The organism is Candidatus Electronema sp. JC (assembly GCF_048287365.2).
In the GTDB taxonomy this organism is placed as follows: domain Bacteria; phylum Desulfobacterota; class Desulfobulbia; order Desulfobulbales; family Desulfobulbaceae; genus Electronema.
In genome coordinates, this window is the sequence record NZ_JBLWEM020000046.1 from 1 (window position 1) to 22,254 (window position 22,254).

The 22,254-nt window shown below is 54.1% G+C and carries 19 protein-coding genes and 1 pseudogene; 15 read left to right on the forward strand and 5 right to left on the reverse strand.

Annotated features, from left to right (window positions below):
• Positions 1-249: 249 nt before the first annotated feature.
• Genes ACNKH3_RS07505 through gmk form a run of 3 tightly spaced genes read left to right on the forward strand, consistent with a single transcriptional unit; the run spans position 250 to position 1,749 of the window.
• Complete coding sequence (locus tag ACNKH3_RS07505) at positions 250-879, forward strand: class I SAM-dependent methyltransferase (protein ID WP_420208780.1); 630 nt, start codon at positions 250-252, stop codon at positions 877-879.
• A complete protein-coding gene (locus ACNKH3_RS07510) occupies positions 879-1,175 on the forward strand; it encodes a DUF370 domain-containing protein (RefSeq protein ID WP_420208781.1) in 297 nt (98 codons plus the stop codon). Before ACNKH3_RS07505 ends, ACNKH3_RS07510 begins: the two co-directional genes overlap by 1 nt.
• The gene (gene gmk, locus ACNKH3_RS07515; protein WP_420208782.1) at positions 1,168-1,749 is read left to right on the forward strand and encodes a guanylate kinase; all 582 of its coding nucleotides are present in this window, start codon (positions 1,168-1,170) and stop codon (positions 1,747-1,749) included. The genes ACNKH3_RS07510 and gmk overlap by 8 nt, the downstream gene beginning before the upstream one ends.
• Before the next feature lie 9 nt (positions 1,750-1,758).
• Here gmk and ACNKH3_RS07520 read toward each other — a convergent pair whose 3' ends face one another.
• On the reverse strand, positions 1,759-1,959 hold the full coding sequence (locus ACNKH3_RS07520; protein WP_420208783.1) for a DUF2065 domain-containing protein: 201 nt from the start codon (positions 1,957-1,959) through the stop codon (positions 1,759-1,761).
• A 154-nt stretch (positions 1,960-2,113) separates the two neighbouring features.
• Here ACNKH3_RS07520 and purM point away from each other — a divergent pair, with 154 nt between their 5' ends.
• Complete coding sequence (gene purM / locus ACNKH3_RS07525) at positions 2,114-3,181, forward strand: phosphoribosylformylglycinamidine cyclo-ligase (RefSeq protein WP_420208784.1); 1,068 nt, start codon at positions 2,114-2,116, stop codon at positions 3,179-3,181.
• A 202-nt stretch (positions 3,182-3,383) separates the two neighbouring features.
• Here the strand turns inward: purM and ACNKH3_RS07530 are convergent.
• Positions 3,384-4,124 (reverse strand): annotated as a pseudogene (locus ACNKH3_RS07530) (RNA degradosome polyphosphate kinase); the annotation flags it as partial.
• Positions 4,125-4,361: 237 nt separating this feature from the next.
• Between ACNKH3_RS07530 and ACNKH3_RS07535 the strand changes: the two are divergent.
• From ACNKH3_RS07535 to dprA, 8 genes are all read left to right on the forward strand, one after another.
• Positions 4,362-4,484 (forward strand): hypothetical protein, encoded by a 123-nt coding sequence (locus ACNKH3_RS07535; protein ID WP_420208785.1) that lies wholly within the window; start codon positions 4,362-4,364, stop codon positions 4,482-4,484.
• Positions 4,485-4,588: 104 nt separating this feature from the next.
• Entirely contained in the window at positions 4,589-5,956 is a 1,368-nt protein-coding gene (locus ACNKH3_RS07540) for an HNH endonuclease (protein ID WP_420208786.1), read from the forward strand.
• Positions 5,957-6,035: 79 nt separating this feature from the next.
• On the forward strand, positions 6,036-6,281 hold the full coding sequence (locus tag ACNKH3_RS07545; RefSeq protein WP_420208787.1) for a DUF2442 domain-containing protein: 246 nt from the start codon (positions 6,036-6,038) through the stop codon (positions 6,279-6,281).
• A 12-nt stretch (positions 6,282-6,293) separates the two neighbouring features.
• A complete protein-coding gene (gene radA, locus ACNKH3_RS07550) occupies positions 6,294-7,658 on the forward strand; it encodes a DNA repair protein RadA (protein WP_420208788.1) in 1,365 nt (454 codons plus the stop codon).
• A gap of 398 nt (positions 7,659-8,056) precedes the next feature.
• Entirely contained in the window at positions 8,057-9,760 is a 1,704-nt protein-coding gene (locus ACNKH3_RS07555; protein WP_420208789.1) for a transglycosylase domain-containing protein, read from the forward strand.
• A 262-nt stretch (positions 9,761-10,022) separates the two neighbouring features.
• A complete protein-coding gene (gene dnaG, locus ACNKH3_RS07560) occupies positions 10,023-11,819 on the forward strand; it encodes a DNA primase (protein WP_420208790.1) in 1,797 nt (598 codons plus the stop codon).
• Positions 11,820-12,205: 386 nt separating this feature from the next.
• On the forward strand, positions 12,206-13,747 hold the full coding sequence (locus tag ACNKH3_RS07565; protein WP_420208791.1) for a sigma-70 family RNA polymerase sigma factor: 1,542 nt from the start codon (positions 12,206-12,208) through the stop codon (positions 13,745-13,747).
• Between the two features lie 11 nt (positions 13,748-13,758).
• On the forward strand, positions 13,759-14,871 hold the full coding sequence (dprA, locus tag ACNKH3_RS07570) for a DNA-processing protein DprA (protein WP_420208792.1): 1,113 nt from the start codon (positions 13,759-13,761) through the stop codon (positions 14,869-14,871).
• Positions 14,872-14,881: 10 nt separating this feature from the next.
• Here the strand turns inward: dprA and ACNKH3_RS07575 are convergent, their stop codons facing one another.
• On the reverse strand, positions 14,882-16,144 hold the full coding sequence (locus ACNKH3_RS07575; protein WP_420208793.1) for a response regulator: 1,263 nt from the start codon (positions 16,142-16,144) through the stop codon (positions 14,882-14,884).
• 402 nt (positions 16,145-16,546) lie between these two features.
• On the opposite strand from ACNKH3_RS07575, the gene ACNKH3_RS07580 reads away from it, so the two are divergent.
• The 3 genes from ACNKH3_RS07580 to ACNKH3_RS07590 all read left to right on the forward strand — a co-directional run bounded on the left by ACNKH3_RS07580 (position 16,547) and on the right by ACNKH3_RS07590 (position 20,676).
• Positions 16,547-17,242 carry a 2-phosphosulfolactate phosphatase gene (locus ACNKH3_RS07580; RefSeq protein ID WP_420208794.1) on the forward strand — a complete coding sequence of 232 codons (696 nt, stop codon included), beginning with the start codon at positions 16,547-16,549 and terminating at the stop codon, positions 17,240-17,242.
• Between the two features lie 39 nt (positions 17,243-17,281).
• Positions 17,282-18,859 carry a CHAT domain-containing protein gene (locus tag ACNKH3_RS07585; RefSeq protein WP_420208795.1) on the forward strand — a complete coding sequence of 526 codons (1,578 nt, stop codon included), beginning with the start codon at positions 17,282-17,284 and terminating at the stop codon, positions 18,857-18,859.
• A gap of 89 nt (positions 18,860-18,948) precedes the next feature.
• Positions 18,949-20,676: an FAD-dependent oxidoreductase gene (locus ACNKH3_RS07590; RefSeq protein WP_420208796.1), complete on the forward strand. Its 1,728-nt coding sequence runs from the start codon at positions 18,949-18,951 to the stop codon at positions 20,674-20,676.
• Positions 20,677-20,737: 61 nt separating this feature from the next.
• Here ACNKH3_RS07590 and ACNKH3_RS07595 read toward each other — a convergent pair whose 3' ends face one another.
• Together ACNKH3_RS07595 and ACNKH3_RS07600 are read right to left on the reverse strand one after the other, a co-directional pair.
• The gene (locus tag ACNKH3_RS07595; RefSeq protein WP_420208797.1) at positions 20,738-21,334 is read right to left on the reverse strand and encodes a hypothetical protein; all 597 of its coding nucleotides are present in this window, start codon (positions 21,332-21,334) and stop codon (positions 20,738-20,740) included.
• Positions 21,335-21,347: 13 nt separating this feature from the next.
• Positions 21,348-21,848 (reverse strand): hypothetical protein, encoded by a 501-nt coding sequence (locus tag ACNKH3_RS07600; protein WP_420208798.1) that lies wholly within the window; start codon positions 21,846-21,848, stop codon positions 21,348-21,350.
• Positions 21,849-22,254: the final 406 nt, after the last annotated feature.

Consider the following 22,254-nt stretch of genomic DNA (forward strand, 5'->3'; position numbering starts at 1 on the left):
ATCGGCATTCAGCGTCATCGCCCAAAAATTTCCAGCGCATATTCATGCTGTCACGTCGCATGGATTTGAATTGAAGGTGTTCTTGTTCATATTGGCCTATGGCATCGAAAAAACGATGTTATAGGTCACAACTTGGGTTATTTTTAAATTAACATATTAAAATTATTTAATTTTATTAATCATTTGCAGTCCGCCGTTGCTGTCAATCAGGCATCATCAAAATTTCACAAAATCTGCGAGGAAAAAAACATGACCACTCGCGCCGCACATTGGGATGCGATTTTTGCCAGCAAGAAGGATGCAGAGCTTGGCTGGCATGAGAACGATGTCTCTCAGACCTTGAAATTCATTGATCCGCTGCCGCAGCAGGAAGCGGCGACGGTCTTTCTGCCCGGCGCAGGCACATCGCTGCTCGTGGATGCGCTCTTAGGCAGAGGATATAAACTGATCCTGAACGACATCAGCGAAGTCGCCTTGCGCAACGTGGGCCAGAGAATAGCGAAACATGAGCATGTCACGCTGCTGCATCATGACATTGCACAGCCTTTACCTGCTTCGCTTGCCGCTGCTGTTGATCTGTGGATCGACAGGGCGGTGCTGCATTTCCTCCTCAGCGAGAACGAGACTCAAGGCTATTTTGCCAATCTCCACGCAGCCGTCCGGCCCGGCGGCCATGTTTTGCTGGCGGAGTTTTCAACCGCCGGTGCCATAAAATGCGCCGGACTTGAGCTGCATCGGTATTCCCTCGAAGAAATGTCCATGCGTCTCGGCAATGACTTCGCCCTGATCACCTCAGAAGAGCATACCTACACCAATCCCTCTGGCCAGCCCCGCCCGTACATCTACGGGCTGTTCAGAAAAACTGGCGCAGATTCTTAATGGACAACCGGCTCATCAATATCGGCTTCGGCAATGCAGTGAAAATCAGCCGCATTCTCGCTGTGGTCAATCCCGGCTCCTCGCCGATCCGCAAGCTCAAGGAGGAGGCCAAGCAGGAGCACCGCCTGATTGACGTGACCGAAGGCCGCCGCACACGCGGCATCATCATCTTGGACAGCGGCCACTTGGTGCTGACCTCGGTGCAGCCGGAAACCATCAGCCAGCGGCTGGCCGCCCTGGACAAAGAACAGGCCAATCCGGCCCGCCTGCTGCACACGGAGAACGACCATGAATGAAGGCATCCTGCTGGTGCTGTCCGCGCCTTCCGGCTGCGGCAAGACCACGATTCTGCGGCAGGTGATGGCCGAGCTGCCCGGTCTGGCCTTCTCGGTTTCGCACACCACCCGCCAGCCCCGGCCCGGCGAGATCAGCGGGCGCGACTATCACTTTGTCAGCATGGAGCAGTTCAAGGCCATCCGCGACCGGCAGCCGTCGGGCTTTCTCGAATGGGCGGAGGTGCATGGCAACCGCTACGGCACCTCGCGGCAGGAAGTGGAAAGCCGCCTTGCCGCAGGCGAGGACGTGATCTTAGACATTGACGTGCAGGGAGCGGAGCAGGTGCGGCGCAACGCTCAACCGGTGACTGTCTTCATCGCCCCGCCCTCGTTGGAAGAACTGGAGCGGCGGCTGCGCGGGCGCGGCACCGAAAGCGAGGAGAGCGTCCGCCGCCGTCTCGCCAATGCGGCCAAAGAAATGCAGGCCGCCCCTGCCTACACCTATTTGATCATCAACGACCAGCTGGACCAAGCCGTGCTGGAGCTGAAATCGGTGATCATTGCGGAACGCTGCCGGAGGCGCGGCAGGGCATAAGGCTTCCGGCTACTCAAACAGCCCGCTGCGCTGGGCGAACCAGCAGAGGCACAATCCGGCGGCCAGCGCGGCCAGGCCCATCGAGCGCAGCCTGTCCGGCTCGGCCTCCGAGAGCTGCCGCAGCCATTCCTTCATGAATTCAGGGAAGGCCATGTAGGGAACGCCTTCGAGTACCAGCACAAGGCCGATCAGAGTGAGCAAAGTTTTCATGAGGGCAGCCTACCAAAAGACAGGGCGGCTTGCAATCCTCATGCAAAGATATTGACAAGCAGCGGCGGAAAAAAGTAATCTCGCCAGCAGTCAGCCGCGCAATTCCCTGCTCTGCGGCTTTTTTCATGGACTTTCAGGCATCGGCGGAAACACAATGACACAGACAGACGCTCCCGCATCTCCGCGCTACAGCGAGGCCGGGGTTGACATTGACAAGGGCAACGCCTTTGTCTCCCGCATCAAGCAGCTTGTCCGGGCGACACACGGCAAAGCGGTGATTGATGACATCGGCGGCTTTTCCGGCCTCTTCAGCATCGGCAACGCTGGCTTGAAAGACCCGGTGCTGGTGGCATCCACCGACGGCGTGGGCACCAAGCTCAAGATTGCCCAGCTCTGCGGCAAGCACGACACCATCGGCATTGATCTGGTGGCGATGTGCGTCAACGACGTGATCGTCTGCGGGGCCAAGCCGCTCTTCTTCTTGGACTACTTTGCCTCCTCCGCGCTGGATTTAGAGGTGGCGACAGACGTGATCAAGGGCATCGCTGACGGCTGCAAGCAGGCGGGCTGCTCGTTGATTGGCGGCGAGACGGCTGAGATGCCGGGCATGTATCAGATAGGCGACTACGACTTGGCAGGCTTCACGGTTGGCATCTGCGACCGCGCCGCGATCATTGACAAAAGCAGCGTCAGGCCAGGCAATAAAATCATCGGCCTGGCCTCGTCCGGCCTGCACTCCAACGGCTACTCCTTAGTGCGGAAGATTGTCTTCGAGGAGCTGGGGCTGAAGGTGGGTGATCAAGTGGCGGAGCTGGGCTGCACACTGGGCGAGGAGCTGCTCAAGCCGACCCGCATCTACGTGGCCAGCGTTCTCCGCGTCCTGCGCAACCACAAGCTCAACGCGCTGGTGCATGTCACTGGCGGCGGCTTTTTTGACAACATCCCCCGTGTGCTGCCGGAGAGCTGCAAAGCGGTGATCGAGAAAGGCAGCTGGCCCGTGCCGCCGGTCTTCTCCTTCTTGCAGGACAAAGGCCGGGTTACAGAGGCGGAGATGTACCGCACCTTCAACATGGGCATCGGCATGATGGCGGCAGTCAGCGAGGCAGATGCTGATGCGGTCATGCAGCAGTTCCGGGCGATGGGCGAACAGGCCTATCTGATCGGCGAGATCGCTGCTGCCAAGCCGGGCGAGGCGCAGGTGCTTATCAAAGGGCTGGCCTGACCGCCGACAGCCAGACGCACGGAGCGATGCTCCGTGCTGATGAACAAAAACTCCTTCGGAGTTCCATGCAGCCCAACGGGCTGAAATTCATCAGCTCAAGGCAACGCCTTGGGCGTTTAGGAATTGCTCCGAATGCGAACGACCTTTCATTCCTTATGAAAAGTGATGGATGGTGAGCCCCTGCAATGGATTGCGCTGAAGTTTATTTTTTCACCAAGCTCTTTTTGCGCTTGATGATTTTTTTCCGTCGCAATTTGACCTGCTGCTGCGCGTCAGAAAGCCGCTTCTCCGCCTGCCGGATCAGCTTCTCGTGGCAGCTGACCTGATCTTCGCCGCTGCGCTGGACATAGCTGCCGTCCGGCTGCATCTCCCACGCGCCGCGCTGGTCGCCAAGCTGAAACTCCAGAAAACGGCGCAGCTGGACGCGCAGCTCCGGCGGCTCGACCGGGGTGATGACCTCCACCCGCTCCTCCAGATTCCGCTTCATGATGTCGGCGGAGCCGATGAAATACTCCTCCTCGCCGCCGTTGTGGAAATAGTAAATCCGGCAGTGCTCAAGGAAGCGGCCCACCACCGAGATCACCCGCACATTGTCCGACAGTCCGGCGATGCCGGGCCGCAGGCGGCAGCTGTCACGGACAATCAGGTCCACTCTCACCCCGGCCATTGAGGCTTTATAGAGGGCGGCGGTGATGTCTTTGTCTTCTAACGCGTTGGTTTTGAACTGAATCCGTCCCGGAGTTTTTTCGCTGTGCAAGGCTATTTCACGGCTGATCTTCTCCAGCAGGGCTTTTTTCAAAATGCGCGGCGAAGGCAGCAGCTTGCGGCAATTTCTGTCCGGGGCGTAGCCGGTGGTCAGATAGTTGAACAGCTCGGTCAGATCTTCGGTGATGACCGGATCGCAGGTCAGAATGCCGAGATCGGCATACATTCTGGCTGTGCCGCGAAACACGCCGCATGGTCAAAAATGCTTGCAATTTATCCGGCTGGATTTCATATTTGAGCAGCCGCTCCAGTGCGGCCTCAATTCGCAACATTTTTATTTTTTTGGCCTGGCCCCAGCCAAACCACAACTTGTCTTCCTCTGCGCGAGCAGCAGAGGTTTTCCGCTCAACGGCGAAGGAGGCACTTAGTCACCGGCCTCAGTGCGCTGGCCTGGCAGGAGCGCAAGCTGCCCTTCTTGGCCATTGAGACCGACGGCAATCCTTTCCCTCAGCTTATTGAGGCGCGGATGGAGGCCTTCTGTCTGCAAGCCCAGCGGCTGAATGAGCAGATGCTGGCCTGCGGTTCACAGGGGCACTGAAATGGAGAGACGGCGGGGCTGCACAAATGGCCTCGCCGTTCTATAAGACAAGCAGAGCGTTGAACCGTTTAAGGCATTCAACGTCAAATTTTCCAGAAGAAAAAATGGCCACGTACTTATTGATATGGAATCCTGAATATTATCCTTGGGATGATATTGCTGATGCGGCTCAGGAGATTAAAAGAAAAAGAGTCTTCTCGTGGGGCTGGAGTACAGGGTCACGGAAATCCATTCAAAAAGGTGATCGTCTTTTTCTTATTCGTTTAGGGAAAGCGCCAAAAGGCATCATGGCTTCTGGATGGGCTACATCAGATGTGTATCCTGATACACATTGGAATAATAGTCAGACTCAGAAGGAAGCACTATACGTAGATATAGATTTTGACAGAATACTTGTTCCTGGGATTGATCGCATAATAAATATTGACCTGCTTGAAAATCATCCTGTTTTAAAGAAAAAATATTGGCATCCGAGAGGGTCTGGGTCAGAGATTCCTGATGATGTGGCGAATGAACTCGAAGAAATTTGGAAGTGCGATAAAGATAATAATCGCAATAAATCCAAAACAATTGACAGAGAAAACGTTCAGTCGGCTCAGGAGATCGCCGAAAAACTGCTTCCAGATGCTAAACTGAGAAAAAATATTCTACATTTCTTGTCAAATGCGATTTGTTACGCCAACGAATTGAGAGCGGATAATTGGAATATAAATCTTGACAAGAATGGAAAATTTATAAGGTTTAATGTTGGCCAAGAATACTGCATAACTATATACAAAAAATATTCATTAGTACTCGTTCTGAAAGAAGTTTTGAACTTCACAGAGGCAGCATCTGTAAAATTTCAAGGGCATCAAGGAAAGAAAAAGATTATTTCCAGTAATTTAAGAGAAACTCCCGACTGTCTTGCCAAAGTTCCCGACTCTGTCGGCTGTCTTGTTTCGCATGAGCATATTGTTAATATTTTACCTTCTTTAGAAGAAGCAAACAGACGTTTTATCGATTATGCGATACGCAACACTAAGATAACCCCACTGATGAGGAGGACGCATTCTCCTGGATTAACTGCTTATTTGTCACAAGTGTTATCAAGTCGCACCCCTGATCCTGTTTACACTGCAATTGATGATGATTATCGAGAACAGGAGCAAATGGAAAAAGAAGTCAGAAAATTGAGTATTCACGATTTGGAAGAAAAAATAAAAAATGCAAACCGCTGCATTGAATCGTCACGATTAAGTGTAACTGTTTTGAAATTTGAAAGAAATCTATATATTGCCGAGTATACAAAAAGAAAAGCGAACGGAATATGCTGCGACTGCAAGCAACATGCGCCTTTTATCAGCAAATCGACGAATGAGCCTTTCCTTGAAACGCATCATATTGTTCCATTGGCTCAAGGAGGAGCAGACACTATAGAAAACACCGTCGCTCTTTGTCCGAACTGTCACAGGAAGCGGCATCACGGATGAACCGCATGGCCCCAGCTAAACCACAACTTGTCTTCCTCCGCTGTTGAAAAAAGCAAAAAAAATTTCGAGAGGAAACGGGATGAAGACTTTAGTCAGAGGTAAGTCTGTTCATTTTGATGACCGTTATCTTCATGTTGAACTTGAAGATGAACGTATCATCTCCACGCCAATATCTTGGTACAAAGAGCTGCAAAGCGCATCTTTGTTCCAGCTTGGAAGATATAATTTTATCTGCCAAGGAACAGGTATTGAATGGCCTGATATTGATTATCATCTGAGCATTGAAAGCATGTTGTTTTCCAGTGTTGCAGAAAAGGCGGCATAGATCTGTCCCCGCATGGCCCCAGCTAAACCACAACTTGTCTTCCTCTGCGCCAGCTGCGGCCATGAAAGCCGCAAATGGCTGGGCCGCTGTCCGCAGTGCGGCGAGTGGGACAGTCTGCGCGAGCAGCAGGCCAAGCCAAAACTGCGCGGCGGCGGCGCGGCGGCAGCAATTTTCCCGCTCAACGGCGAAGGCGGCGAGGAGGAGTCGCGCTTAGTCACCGGCATCAGCGAGCTGGACCGGACGCTGGGCGGCGGCATCGTGCTTGGTTCTGTCACGCTGATCGGCGGCGATCCAGGCATCGGCAAGTCCACGCTCATCCTCCAGCTTTTAGCCGCGCTGGCCCAGCAGGATCGCAAGCTGCTCTACGCCAGCGGCGAGGAGTCTGTCCGGCAGATACGGATGCGGGCCGAGCGGCTGACAGTGCGGAGCGACAGCATTTTTCTTGCTGCCGAGAACTCGGTGCAGGCCATCATTCGGCAGGTGGAGGAGCTGCGCCCCGCCTTCTTGGCCGTGGATTCCATTCAGACTGTGTACAGCGAGGAGGTCAGCTCCGCGCCCGGCTCGGTCACGCAGGTGCGCGAATGCACCTCACTTTTGGTCAATCTCGCCAAGCGCACGGACATGCCGGTGATTCTCATCGGCCACGTCACCAAGGACGGCAGCATCGCCGGGCCGCGTGTGCTGGAGCACATGGTGGACACGGTGCTTTATTTCGAGGGCGACAGCAGCCAAGTCTTCCGCCTCCTGCGCACGGTCAAGAACCGCTTCGGCTCGACCAATGAAATCGGGGTCTTCGAGATGAAGGAGAGCGGCCTGGCTGAGGTGGACAATCCCTCCGCGCTCTTCCTCGCCGAGCGGCCTGTCAATGTGCCCGGCTCTGTGGTCATACCCAGCGTGGAAGGCACGCGGCCTATCTTGGTGGAAGTGCAGGCTCTTGTCAGCCCATCCAGCCTCGGCACAGCACGGCGCACCGCCATCGGTGCGGACCCGCAGCGGCTGGCCTTGCTCACAGCAGTGCTGGAAAAGAAGATCGGCCTGAGCCTTTTCAACCACGACATCTTCCTGAACATCGCGGGCGGCATCCGCATCGATGAGCCGGCTTTAGATTTGGCTGTGATTGTAGCCCTGCTCTCCAGCCTTTATGAGAAGGTGGTTGATCCGGCCACCGTGGTCTGCGGCGAGGTGGGCTTGGCCGGGGAAATCCGCGCTGTCAGCCAGATGGAGATGCGCCTGCGCGAAGCCCGGAGGCTCGGCTTCAAGACCTTCCTCATGCCGGAATCTAGTCGCCGCCAGCTTGAGGCTGGCTCTGCGGAAGGCATTGTCGTGCATCCTGTCCGCACAGTGCATGAGGTGGTGGAAAGGTTGTTTGGTGGGTAGCTTGTTGATGTTTTGTCTTGACAAAAGGCAACGTTGTATGTTTTTATTGTCAAATCTTGAAAAATTAGGATAGGATTTACGTAGTTAAAATAACAAGTTCAATAATTACAATATGTTGTTTTTCATCACGTAAATCGCTGGTTAAATAAAATCAACGGGTTGACAATCGAACTTGTGACTTTATCAGGGCACCTCGAAAAATACCAATTTTGTCGCAAGAGTGATCGAATAATCAGGCAGTTGCAGGATGCAATAACTGTCAAAAGCACCAACTTTTTGAGGTTTCAATTAATTTGTTTAATCCTTTAACAAAGGAGTGCGTCAGCTCCTGCTCGATTCAAAAATAATTTATTATGATAAAAAAATGTATTAGCGTAATTATAATCATGATAATCATTATGATTATATATACAATAGAGTTTCTTCCCGATGTACATCAGTTAAATCAGGCGGAAGATAATATTGTGTTTTTAGTAGAAAAAAGAGGGGATGCAATATCTTTTAAAGAAGTTATCTTTAATTTACATGTTAACATTGAAGATATGCCTAAATATTTAATAGATGCTGTAATATCAAGAGAAGATAAAGGATTTTACGACCATCATGGTGTCAGTCTGACAGGCATAGCAAGAGCAATTTTTAAACATCATGGCGGTTCAGGGGGGAGTACAATTACACAGCAGGTGGCTCGATCCTTATTCTTGAGTACAAATAGAAATTATATTAGAAAGGTAAAAGAAATTTTATTAGCTATAAAAATAGAAATTTATTATTCAAAATTAGAAATTTTGGAGATGTATTTAAACAATATTTATCTTGGCAATGGAACAAGAGGGGTAGAAACAGCAGCTCGTTACTATTTCAGCAAGAGAGCTAAGGATCTAACTCTTTGGGAAGCATCTTTATTGGTTGGCTCTTTTCCAAATCCAAGAAAAAGAAATTATAAATATCATAAAGATATTGCAGAGAGATGTGCAGTTGATGTTATTCATAAAATGAAGAAACATGGTTTTATTGAAAATAATGAAAAGATATTTAAATCTATAAGAAAAGGCAAAAAGGTACTGTATCGCACAGATCATATCTGTCTTTTTGATGCGGTAGTTCCTGAAATTAAAAAGATATCTAAAATAAAAAATACAAAAGACGGAAGTCTTTTTGTGTTAACTTCTTTTAATCCAGAGTTGCAAGTTTATGCAGAATTGTCTATCAAGAAAAGATTAGATACGTTTAAAAAATTAAATGTATCTGAGGCAGCTTTTATTGCGCTGGATACCAGTGGAGCGATAAAAGCAATGGTTGGTTCATTAGACAGAAAAAAAAGCACATTTAACCATGCCGTTCAGGCGAAAAATCAGATGGGATCAGTATTTAAACCTGTTGTCTATTTATCCGCAATTGAGAATGGATGGAAGATGAGTAGGAAAATTTCAGGAAAACATATAAGTGTAAACGGATGGAGTCCTAAAAATAACAATCATCAATATCCAAGTTCAATTACCCTTGAAAAGGCTCTGTACTCTTCATGTAATACAGCAACAGTTCGCCTTATGGAAAAGGTTGGTCGAAAGAATATCATAAAAACAGCAAAAAAATTAGGATTTAATGACAGCTCCTTACCTGACAATCCAACCTTGGCACTTGGTACAGGCGAAGCAACATTGCGTGATATAACTAAAATATATAGCGTATTCGCTTCTGGAGGTCAAAAAATTTCTCCTTATACAATAAACGGGATAAGAGATGGTTACGGAACCATACTTTACTGGCGAACTGCTGAAAAAGAAAATGTTATTCTGGATGAAAAATATGTTCATGATATCAATAAAGCACTTCGTGAAGTAATCCAGAAAGGAACTGGCAGGAAAGCAGCTGTTAAATCAGTTCAAGTTGCAGGAAAAACTGGAACTACGCAGAATAATCGAGATGCTTGGTTTGTAGGATTTTCAGCGCATTTAGTTGCTGGTGTTTGGCTTGGAAACAGAGACAACAGCCCCATGAAAAATGTTTCCGGTTCTGGATTGCCAGCCGAAATTTGGTCTCATTTTATGACAAATGCTTATTATGGACTTGGTTTGCCAAAAGATAAGCCATTGCCATAAAAAATACTCAATAAGATTAAATTTTGTCTCTCCTGTATAGCAGCCACCATGCATGAGGTGGTGGAGCGGCTGTTCCTGCCGAACCAAAATTGAGTCGGTCACGGCTGACGCGGCCTTTCGCGTATCACATTGACCTTGCGTTATTTTATTTCCTCTGCCGCGCTTTTTTACGCTTTTCAAGCAAATTTCATTGATATTCAGATGTTTATGGTGTATGAATTAATCTTCGGCCTGAAATCATGCGCCGCACGGGCGAAATTTGATGAAATGCAATGATTCTTGGGAAGAAGCCAGAGAGCGAGTGCGCGAGGCCGCTGACATCGTGCAAGTGATCGGCGAGCATGTCCAGCTCCGGCGGGCCGGGGCGAATTTCACCGGCCTCTGTCCCTTTCACGGGGAGAAAACGCCTTCGTTTTTTGTGAATCAGCAACGGCAGAGCTTCAGCTGCTTCGGCTGCGGCGAGTCCGGGGATGTCTTCAGCTTTCTGATGAAATATCAGAATATGAGCTACCCGGACGCGCTGAAGGAGCTGGCCCGGCGGCACCAGATCAGCCTGCCCGAACCCAAGCTGAACGAGGCCGAGCAGGAACGGCGGCGGCGGCGCGAGCTGCTGTATACCGTCAATCAAGAGGCCGCCAGCATCTACCACGGCTTCCTGCTCAAGGCTCCGCAGGCCGAGGCCGCCCGCCAGTATCTTGCCAAGCGCGGAGTGCCGCAGGAATTCGTGCTGAAATACCAGCTCGGCTACGCCCCGGACGAATGGGATTTTATTTCTTCCCAGCTGGCGGCCAAGTTCGGAGCTGAAGCGGTTGAGCAGGCCGGGATTTCCGTGCGCAGGAGCAGCGGAAAGGGGGCATACGACCGTTTCCGTGGCCGGATCATGTTTCCGATCACCGATCACAGCGGGCGTGTCTGCGCCTTCGGCGGGCGTGTACTGGGCGACGGACAGCCGAAGTATATGAACTCGCCGGAAAGCCTGATCTTTGAAAAAAGCCGCATTCTTTTCGGCCTGCATCAGCACCGCGAGGCAATCCGAAAAAGTCGCCAGACGGTGATTGTCGAAGGCAACTTCGACTTGCTCCTGCTCGATGTGCATGGCATCAGCAACGCCGCCGCGCCGCTTGGCACCGCGCTGACCAAGGAGCATGTCCGCGCCCTGCGGAGCCTGTGCGACGAGGCCGTGCTGCTCTTTGACGGCGACGCGGCAGGTCTGCGGGCCGCCCGGCGGTCAGTGCCGATTTTCCTCAGCGAACGGCTGGAGGCCAAGGCCGCGTTGCTGCCTGCCGGACATGACCCGGACAGCTTCGTGCGTGAGCAAGGCGCGGATGCCGTGCGGCAGCTCCTTGACACCGCCGCCCCGCTGCCGGAGTTCATCTTCGACGCGCTGACAAAAGAACACGGCCTCACGCTCTCCGGGAAAAATAAAATCATGGCCGAGTTGGGTGAGCTGCTGAAGCTCACATCCGATCGCGCCCAGCGCGAGCTGATGGCCGCGCATTTCGCGGGCAAGCTGGGCGTGTCGGCGGAACATTTTTTGCCAGCTCCGCCGCTGCCGGAACAGCAGGAAATGCCGCCACTGCCGGATTTTATCCCGGAAGAGGAATATGCAGCTCCTGCTGAGGTTGAGGAAGCCGCGCCGCTGTCAGCGCAGCAACAGCAGCTGCTTCATTTTCTTGTCTTCTATCCGGAGCATTTTCAAACGCTCGCAGAAGGCGGCCTGCTTGACTACCTGCCGTTCTGCGCTCCGCCGGTGCGGGATGCGGTGTCGGCCATGCAGCGGCTGGCGGCGGCTGGCCCTTTCGCGCCGGAGCAGCTGCTGGCGGCGCTCGCCGACAGCCCGGCCCGGCGGCTGATTGCCGCATTGCTTCAGCAGGGCGGAGCGGATGACGACGAAAATCAGACGCAGTGCGCTGAAATGCTTTGTTGGCTCCGCCGGGCCAAGGACGAGCAGGAAAGCGCGGCCTTGCAGCGGCAGCTTTGGCTGGCCGAGCAGCAGGGCGAAAAATGGCTGGTGGAGGAGCTGCGGATGAAAATTTACAGAATACGGTCCGGGAAATAATTGCAAAGAATTTCTTGCAGAAAATTGAGAAGATGGTTATAAATTGCAAATTGAGACTCAATACTGACAAGCGGCCTGGCTTGTCGCAGTGAAAAAACCACAGCGTGGCTGTAGAAAAATCTGTACAAAACATGCAAAAAATTGTATTCTGATTGACAGGGGCGGCAGAAGCCGACTCAGTAGCTGACAGCACGTTGAAAAAGGAAAGATTTTTCTGCCGCAGCGCGGAAAAATGAGCCGGACAGCGGGCGGAGCGGAAGCCGCCGGGTTGAGACGCTGGCCGGAGGCTCTCAGAAGTCAAGCAGGCAGCACAAGGGGCGGGGGGGCGCGGAGTCGGCGGATTTCGCGCAGGAGCTGTGTTTCTAACGGTACGGAGGAGGTATCTCGTGAAGAACCAGTTGAATGTGCCTTCGGGCAATCTGTATGAGGACGAGGAAATTGTGGCGCACAGTTCTGATGTCGACATGTCAGACGAGGAGCAGAGCTGCGAAAGCGGGCTGCATGAGGAGGAAAGGCCGGGACAGGATGATTTCGGAGCTGACCCCATGAACATTTATCTCCGCGAGATGGGCGAGCTGGATCTGCTTTCCTATCACGAGGAGATAGCCTTGGCAAAAAAAATAGAAGAAGGCGAGGCGCGGGTGCAGAACGCCGTGCTGCAGCTCACAATGGGACTGGAGGCGCTGAACAGCCTGAGGGATGGTCTTCTGCAGGGCAGCCTGCGCATCGGCTCAGTGCTCAACGGGGTCTCTGAACATGACGACAGCGGCTTGGCCGCCATACGGGAAGCCTTCCTTGACGCAGTTGACCGGGCCGGACGGCTGGATCAGCAGCGGGCCGGGCTGTTCCGGCAGCTGAATGAGAAATCAGGCAGCCCGGAGGACGAGGAGCGGCTGGCCGACGGCATCCGGCATCTCAGCTTGGAAATCGCCGCCCTGTTCCGGCAGTGGCGGGTCAGCTTCCGCAGCCTGCTGCCAGTGGTCAAGGCGGTCGAGGAGTTCAGCGAAAAATTCCGCGAGGTGCGGATCAGGGCAAGGCGGGAGGTGCTGCTGGCATCCCGGAACGGCCACGGCATTCCAGAAGATCATCATATTGACGAGCTGGAGCGGCAGATCAGCTTTGATCTGGCTGAAACTGTCGGCATGGACTGCCGCAGCTTCAACGCCCTGTTCACCGAGGTGAAGATAGGCCGCCTGATGGCCAAGCAGGCTAAAGAGTCGCTGGTGCGGGCCAACCTGCGTCTGGTGATCTCCATCTCCAAGAAGTTCCTCAACCGGGGCATGATGCTCGCCGACCTGATTCAGGAGGGCAACATCGGCCTGATGAAAGCGGTGGAGAAATACGACTACAACCGGGGCTACAAGTTCTCCACCTACGCCACGTGGTGGATCCGGCAGTCCATCAACCGGGGCATCGCCGATCAGGGCCGCACCATCCGTCTGCCGGTGCACATGATCGAGGCCATCAACCGGATGCTCCGCTTCACCCGCGAGTTCCAGCGCAACGAGAGCCGCGAGCCGACCCCGGAGGAGCTGGCCGAGCAGCTCAACACCGATGTGGACTACGTCAACGCCGCCCTCAAGACGGCCAGAGACGCGATTTCTTTGGACGCGCCGGTGGGGGACGAGGACGACACCCTCCTCAGCGACTTCATCATTGACGAGGTCAATCCTGATCCGCAGGACACTTCCATTGCCGAAAGCCTGAAACGCTGCCTGAGCAAGGTGATGGACGAGCTGACCGAGCGCGAGGCCCAAGTGCTGCGGCTGCGCTACGGCATCGAGGTGGCCTGCGATCACACCTTGGAGGAAGTCGGCCAGTGTTTTGCGGTGACGAGGGAGCGCATCCGGCAGATCGAGTCGCAGGCGATCAAAAAGCTGCGACATCCGAACCGCAGCCGTTATCTGGAGCCGTTTGTCTATGACTGAGCCGCTGCTGGATGCCGGAAGCTGATTCAGTCGGCAGCTGGCTGGCTCTGACCGCGCTGCCGGGATTGGGGCCAGCTCTGATTCACCGGCTGCTGGCCGTTTTCGGCAGCCCGCAGGCAATCTTGGCCGCTGGCCAGGCGGCAGCGCAGGTCGAGGGCATTGGCCCCCGCCTGACTGCCGTGTTCAACAATCCCGCCGCTCTTGCGCAGGCCCGCTCGTGGGCCGAGCAAGAGCAGGAGCGGGCCGTCAAAGCCGGTGTGCGGCTGCTCTGCCGCGCTGATTCCGCGTACCCATCTCTTCTGCTTCAGCTTCCTGATCCGCCCGCGCTGCTCTGGTGCCGGGGTGACATTTCCTTTTTGCAGCAGCCAGCAGTGGCCTTGGTCGGCTCCCGCCTTGCCACCAGCTACGGACGCAAGGTCAGCTTCCTTTTCGCCCGCCAGCTGGCAGAGGCAGGCTGCGCCGTGGTCAGCGGCATGGCTGACGGCATTGATGGCCAAGCCCATGCGGGCGCGCTGGCCGCCGGAGGCCGCACTGTCGCTGTGCTCGGCTGCGGCGTGGACATTGTTTATCCCCGTTTTCACAGCCGCCTGTACGGACAGTTGTTGGCGCAGGGCCTGCTGATCAGCGAATATCCGCTCGGCACGCCGCCGGAGGGCTTCCGCTTCCCGGCCCGCAACCGGATCATCAGCGGCCTCTCGCTGGGCGTGGTGGTTATTGAGGCCGCCGCCCGCTCCGGCTCGCTGATCACCGCCCGGATGGCCTTGGAGCAGAACCGCGAAGTCTTTGCCGTGCCGGGCCGGATTGACTCGCCGCAGAGCGAGGGCGCGCACCATCTGATTCAGCAGGGGGCGCATCTGGCCCATTCCGTTGAGGACATTCTGGCCGAGCTGCCGACAATGGGTCGCAGACCGGAGCAGCGGAACAGCCCGCCGCCGCTCCCGGACGATCTCACCGGGCCGGAGAAAAGCCTGCTGTCCCTGCTTGACGCGGCCAGCCCAACGGATATTGAAGCACTGACCGAGCAAAGCGGCCTGCCGGTGAGCGAGCTGCACGGCCTGCTCCTTGGTCTGGAGCTGAAGGGACTGATCCGCCAGCTGCCGGGCCAGCAGTACGAGCGAAACTGAAGTCGGCGGCTCATTCCAGCTCTTTCATGATCATCGGCACCAGCTTGGCCAGCTGCATTTTGGTCAGCGCCTGATTGCCGTCCTTGTCCAAAAGGGCGATGAGATGGAAATGCACTGGCGAATCCGCGCCGGAGCAGCACATCACCACCACGCCGCCTCTGGTCCGCAGCACCAGCTCCAAGCAGGATTCCAGCCCCACTTTGTCCGCCGCCTCTTCCGCCGAGCGGAGCAGGTCGTTGAAGACCGGCCCGATGTTCTCCAGCTCCGAATCTGCCTCAGTTGCGTCCGAAATAAGGATCTCGCCGGAAAAATTCATCAGAGCCGCGTTCTTGTAGCCTTTGATGCAGCGGAGGCTGATGAACATGTTCTCAAGGGTGGTGATGTTCATGTCGTTTCTGTCCTGTTCAATTTGCCGTGCGGGAGAGACCGCCGCATCCTCCGTTTCCATCTGCTCCGCCTCCGCCTCCAGCACCAGCTCGTCGCTGTTGTCGGGCGGCAGCAGGCTCTCCTCAGTCTCGTCGAGGTCGGAATCGGCATCAGGATCAATGACGATGTCGTTCTGCGACGGCTCCATGTCAGCGGCCTGAACGCCCGCCGCCTCGTCGTCTTTCAGCTGCATGGCCTCCATGATGATAGACATCAGGTCGCTCTTGATCCGCCGCCGGATTTCCACTTTCGGCAGGGCTTTGATCTGAAAACGGACATTGTCCATGGCGATGATCCGGCGGGCCGCCTCCTGCTCCCGCAGCTCCCCGTATTCGGCATCGTAGAGCCTGCCTCGGTTGATGTACAGCAGCCCTTTGTTTTTTGGCGAGTTTCCCACTTCAAGCAGACAGGTTCTGCCGTCTATCTCCAGTAGCTGGAGAAACGCGCCGACTGATATGCCTTTGAGGCTGCCGCTGGTGATGTCCTCGTTGAGGATGTTGGTGACAATTTTGACCAGCTGCCGGACTTTGATCGGCTTGAGCAGGATGTGCCGCACCCGCTTCCGCAGCGTCTCAATTTTTTCCCGGTCTGTGCAGCCGGTGATGACCACCACCGGAATATGCGGATGAAAATTTTCTATGTAGTCGATCAAATCCCAGCCGCTGATCTCGCCGGGCATGATCAGGTCTGTCACCAGCAGGGCGATGTCCTCCTGGCCGAGGATTTCAATCGCCTCCCTGCCGTTGCTGGCGTAGACCGGGGTGAAGAAATCGCCGTAGCTTTTCAGCTGCTCTTCAAGGAGGGCGAGGGCGAAGAGGTCGTCATCGACAATCAGTATATCATACATCCCGCACCTCTGCCGTCGGCTCCTGACATTGTTCCAAACAAATGCAAATGCGCTCCTTGTCCTCTCTGTCCGGCAAAGCGCAGCGCAGGCTGCCTCATCCGGCTGAACGGCTCCGCGCCGCCCGCTCCCTGCTGATCAAATAGTGTTGTTCCGCTGAATAGGCGTGTGGGCGGAAACGCCCCAGATGAGCCTGCGCCAGCCCCGTAAAAACGCAGACCTCCTCTCTAAACGAGTATCACAGAAAAAGACGCTCCGTCAAATGGTACTTTTTCCGCTGGCGGAGCAGGGGCAAATGCAGTAGGCTGATTGCCGTCATATTCCAGCGGCTTGGGCGGCAGCCTGCCGCAGGGCTGTGGCGGGAGGCTGCCGCCGCGATTGCACGGAAAGATCAGTTGAACGGATATGAAAATCATCAAGAGCGATTTTGCCGCCGGAGCTGAGGCGGCTGAAGGCATCGCGGTCATCATAGATGTGTTCCGGGCCTTTTCCACCGCCTGTTACTGCCTGCATGGCCTGGCGGCGCGGCTGCTGCCCGCAGGCAGCATTGAGGAAGCTTTGGCTCTCCGCCGCCGTCTGCCGGATGCCGTGCTGATCGGCGAGCGCGGCGGCAGGAAAATCGAGGGCTTTGACTTTGGCAATTCGCCCACGGAAGTGCAGACTGCCGATCTCAAAGGCAAGAATGTCATCCAGACCACCCATGCGGGCACGCAGGGTTTAGTCAAGGCGATGAAGGCCGACGAGGTGCTGACCGGGGCCTTTGTCAATGCTAAAGCCACTGCCCGCTGCATTCTCAGCAGATCGCCAAAGGTCGTAACCTTGGTGCGGATGGGCTGGCAGGCGGAAACGCCCTCAGACGAGGACAGCCTCTGCGCCGACTATTTGGAATGCCTGCTGACCGGCGCAGCCTTTGACGAAGCCTCGGTCTGGCCACTGCTGCGGGCCTCGCCTTGCTCTTCCCGCTTTTTCGATCCGGCTAAACCGTGGAGTCCGAGCACGGATTTCGACCTCTGTCTGAAGCTGAACTGCTTCGACTTCGCCTTGACCGCCAGAACCAGCCCGGAGGACGGCCTGCTGTCCCTCTGTAAGATCGAAGCATGATTCTTCACAATTTTCATACTTGCTCCAGCATAATTCCAGATGAACCCGCTGCACTATCTCGACTTTGACCTGAAGTTCATCCGTAAGGATGCGGACAGCTTCCTGCTGGCCTGCCGTTCGCCTGCGGGCGAGGCCGCCGGAGCATTCTGCCTGCCCTTTGCACCGCTTGAAACAGAAAACCTCATCCTCAAGCTCTCGCGTCTCAAACGGGCCAGTCGAACTGCTGATTCGCCGGAGCTGGCAGCGGCCCGCAAGCTGGGCGGTGGGCTGTTCGAGGCCATTTTTCAAGGGCAGGTGCGCGACTGCTTCCGTGCCAGTTTGGAAAAAGTCCGCGTTCAGCCGGAATGCGGACTGCGGCTCAAGCTGCGTCTTCAGGACACGCCAGAGCTGGCCGATCTGCCGTGGGAATATCTCTACGATCAGACCTTCGGGCGGTTTCTTGCGCAGTCGGTGCAGACCCCGCTGGTGCGCTATTTGGAGCTGCCGGAAGGCATCAGGCCGCTGCATACCGCCTTTCCCCTCCGCATTCTTGGACTGATCTCCGGCCCCAGTGATTATGCTGCCCTTGACACGGCACGAGAAAAGGAGCTGGTGGAGCAGGCTGTTGCGCCGCTGATCAGCCAAGGGCTGGCCACGCTGGAATGGCTGCCTAAGGCCGACCTGAGCAGTCTGCGGGCAGCCCTGCGGCGCGAGCATCACATCCTGCATTTCATCGGCCACAGCGGTGTTGGCGAGCTGGTGCTGGAGGACGAGCGCGGCAAAGGCAGGTTGGTGAGCGGCGAGGTTTTGGGTGTGCTGCTGCACGACTGCCGTTCGCTGCGCTTGGTTGTGCTGAACTCCTGCGAGGGCGCACGCAGCGGCCCGGAAGACCCATTCGCCGGGATTGCGGCTGCGCTGGTGCGGCAGGGTCTGCCTGCGGTGGTCGCCATGCAGTTTGAGATCAGCGACGGCGTGGCCATTGAATTTGCCAAGGAATTTTATGATGCCTTAGCCTTGGGCTGGCCGGTGGATGCGGCGGTGGCTGAGGCACGGAAAGCGGTACTCTGTCTTGGCTCGATGGAATGGGGCACACCGGTGCTGCATCTGCGGGCTGAAAACGGGATGCTGTTTGAGTTGCCGGAGAAAACAGAAAAGGAAAAATTTCCAAAATTTATTGAATTAGAGATAGAACAAATTAAAAGTATAATGAATAGTCTTCATAAAGACATGCTGGCAGTGTCAAGAGAAATATATTGCAAAATGATGGAAGAAAATTCGGTATACATTGACTTTGAAAAAGAATTCTATGTTAAAAACAGCAGGGTTATCAATGAGTTGGAAGCAAATTCTTTCATTTTAGTTGAACACGTTCTAACGTCGAGCACTCCGCGTGGGATAGAAATAATCAATCCAATATATATTTTATATATATCTACATTTTTTGAGAAAACAGAACAGTTAAGTACACTTATCGATATTATCGATAAGTGTAAGGGTGAATGGCTGAACAGTAGAAAACTTAATGAAAAAACAGGGATTCCGGAATATGTAATTAATTCTATATTTAAGATATACAAAAATAAAAATTATGGCCTATTGTCTGAAAGAGGCAATTCCTGTTCTTATTTTGGCAAATAATAACAATAAAAAATGAATACAACTTGCCATTGGAGTTTCCCCTTTTCCCTCGAAATGGCAACTGATTCCCTTTTCACAGGAGAACTGACATGAGTAAAAACATCGTCATCGTCGGCGGAGTGGCCGCTGGCCCGAAGGCAGCCTGCCGCCTCAAGCGTCTGCGGCCCGGCTGGAACATCACGGTGGTGGATCAGGATTCCCTGATCTCCTACGGCGGCTGCGGCATTCCATACTACGTCAGCGGAGACGTGGCCGAGGAGACCGCCCTGCGCTCGACCAGCTTTCATATGGTGCGGGACGAGGCTTTCTTCGCTGATGCCAAGGGCGTGACTGTGCTCACCCGCACGCGGGCGGTGTCCATTGACCGCCGGGCCAAGAAGATCAAAGTCATTCACATGGAAAGCGGCGAGCAGCGCGAGCTGACCTACGATAAGCTGCTGCTCGCCACCGGGTCCAAGCCCTTTGTCCTGCCCATACCCGGCGCGGAGCTGGACGGCGTGTTCACCATCTCCGATCTGCACAAGGCGGTGGCGATCAAGCAGCGCATCGCAGGCAGCAAGGTGGGCAAGGCGGTGGTCATCGGCGGGGGCGCGATTGGCATAGAGATGGCCGAGGCCCTCACTGATCTTTGGGGGATTGAGACCGCCCTGATCGAGTTCATGCCCCAGCTGCTGCCGCGCATTGTTGATGCCGAGTTTGCGGCGATGCTGAAGAAGCACATGCAGGACAAGGGCGTAGCCATATACACCAGCGAGGGCGCGACGGAAATCGTTGGCGACGGGCAGGGCAGGGCGGTTGCGGTCAAGACTCCGCAGCGCACCTTGGAGGCCGACTTGGTGATCATGGCTGCTGGCGTGCGCCCGCGCAGCGAGCTGGCCAAGGAGGCTGGGCTGGCTGTGGAACCTTGGGGCGGCATCACCGTCAACAGCAGGATGCAGACCAGCGACCCGGATATCTACGCTGCCGGAGACTGCGTTGCGGTGCGCCACCTTGTCACTGGCAAGCAGAGCTTTGCCCCGCTTGGTTCGCTGGCCAATCGGGAAGGCCGGATCGCCGCAGACAACATGGCGGGCGGCTTCAGCACCTTTGACGGCGTGGTCGGTTCGTTCATCATGAAGGCCTTTGAACGCTGCATCGCCGCCACCGGCATCACCTATGAGGCTGCGCTGGCCGAAGGCTTTGACGCGGATTATTCGCTCACCGCGCCTGCTGACCGCGCTCATTTCTTCCCCGGCGTTTCAGCAGTTGCGCTGCAATTAGTCTTCGACCGCCGCAGCCGCCGCGTGCTCGGCCTGCAAGCCTTCGGAGCCATGAACGACTCCATCTCCGCCCGCATTGACGCGGCTGCCGTATTGATCGCCAAGGGCGCGGTGATAGAGGACTTCAGCCAGGCGGAGATGGCCTATGCGCCGCCCTTCTCCTCGGCCATTGACTCGCTCAACGCAGCGGCGTATGTGGCCGACAACCTCTGCGCTGGCCTGCTGCGCAAGGTGAGCATGGCCCGCTTCTTCGCGTGGATGGAGGACTTCAGCCGGGAGCCTGACTGGCTTGCCTTGGACATCCGCAACGCTAAAGATGCCAATCCCTATATGGAGAAGTTTGGCCAAGAACGCTGGCTGGCTGTGCCTTACCCGGAACTGCGGCAGCGGCACGGGGAAATTCCGGATGACAAAACCCTGATCATCCTCTGCGATGCAGGCACACGCTCCTACGAGGCGCAAGTCTTCCTCGACCACATCGGCAAGGGCGGCAGCCTCGTTCTGAGCGGCGGGTTCAACATCATCCGCAGGCTTGGCGCGGACTGGCTGCTGAAGTAATAAATAAAAAGGCCCTTTCTTCATCTTCATAAAACAAGAAAGGGCTTTTTAAAACACGCTACTACAAGACAGGAATCGCCGCTTCAATCGCCTTGCGTAACACCTCAAAAACAGCATTCACTATCTGTTCTATCACTACATTTTTGATTTTTTCCAGTGTGCGGATAAAATTTTCCACCATATCTCGTAATCCCTTGAGGAAAAATTCTCGTGTCTCTTCAGTGATTTTACCAGTTGCTATGCCTTCTGCCACGGCTTCAGCCTGTATGGCAATCGCCTTTGCTTGACGTTCAGAAAAACCTGCAACTTCTTCGATACGTTTTTTAAGTATCTCCGAAGCTACATTTTTTATGTCAGCGATTAATTTTGCTGCATCTAACGAGGCTGTGACAGACGTTATCACAGATTTAGGTCTCAGCAATATCGATTCTAACCCAACGATGCCAGACAGAGATTTAGTACGCATATCGGGTTGCGCTATTTTAAATTTCTCTATCTTAGCAGATTCATCTATCTCAGGAAGATCACTGACGAATGCCTTGCCAGCTAAGACTTGAGCTGCCGAGCCTTTCATATCAGCTACTAATTGCGTAAGCTGGGCAGCAACTTTTTCCATATCACCTATCAACTGCACAGTATCAATCCGTGTTGTTGCCATGTCGTTCTCCTTATTATCGCTTTAAGAAGCTCTCGTAGGTAAGAGCTTGATCCAAGTAAATCACTGCCTGTCCTTTGAACGCAGCAACTTCAGTGGCGGTAACGCCCTGCTTCTTATCCGTATCACGCATTTTCGTGACTGTTTCTGATATTTTCTTCAACGCAATCACGCTGCTTTTTCCATTGTCACTCGACTCCGCTGTAGAACCAGATCGAAATAGGCTGGTAATATCATTTGTTGGCAGAGGTCTTGCCTCAGTCTGTATAGCAAGCGCATCTATGGAACCAATAAGTTCGTTATAGGTATTCTCGCGATTGTCATAGGTAGCAGCGGTTGTTCCTGATGATGCCGCAGCAAAAAATTGCATCATCTTTTGATTGACAGATGTTAATCCATCTACGATAGCTTTATCGTATTCAGGTGCTAGTTTAATGCTGCCACATGCAGTTAATATACACAGTAAAAATGTTGCAGTTAATGCGGATTTTACAGCTTTAACTCTGATTATACTCATATTATTCTCCATGATAAATATTGACTTCAACCAAGCCTCTGATTATTCAATTCAACCTGATTTTTTAGTATTTGTCAATTTTTTTTTTTACGGAGAGCGCAGATATTCCTGCTATAGCACATTGATAAACGCAACAGCCTCGCCCTCAGTACCGTAGCCCATCAATTTATATCATCTTCCGCGTGAGCAAACGATAAAACCGTTTGCCCACCCTACCCGATTTAAATATAACCCAAGTTGTGACCTATAACTCTTGAAAAATCCAACCTAATGTGCAACTCTTAAAAAAAATGCCCGATCCATGGGGCGCATCCTGTAGAATAGCGGTATCTAAGCCATATTCACAAGGAGCGCGCCATGGACCGGGACAGTTTCATTATCGCTGTTTTTCTGACAGTCTGCAACC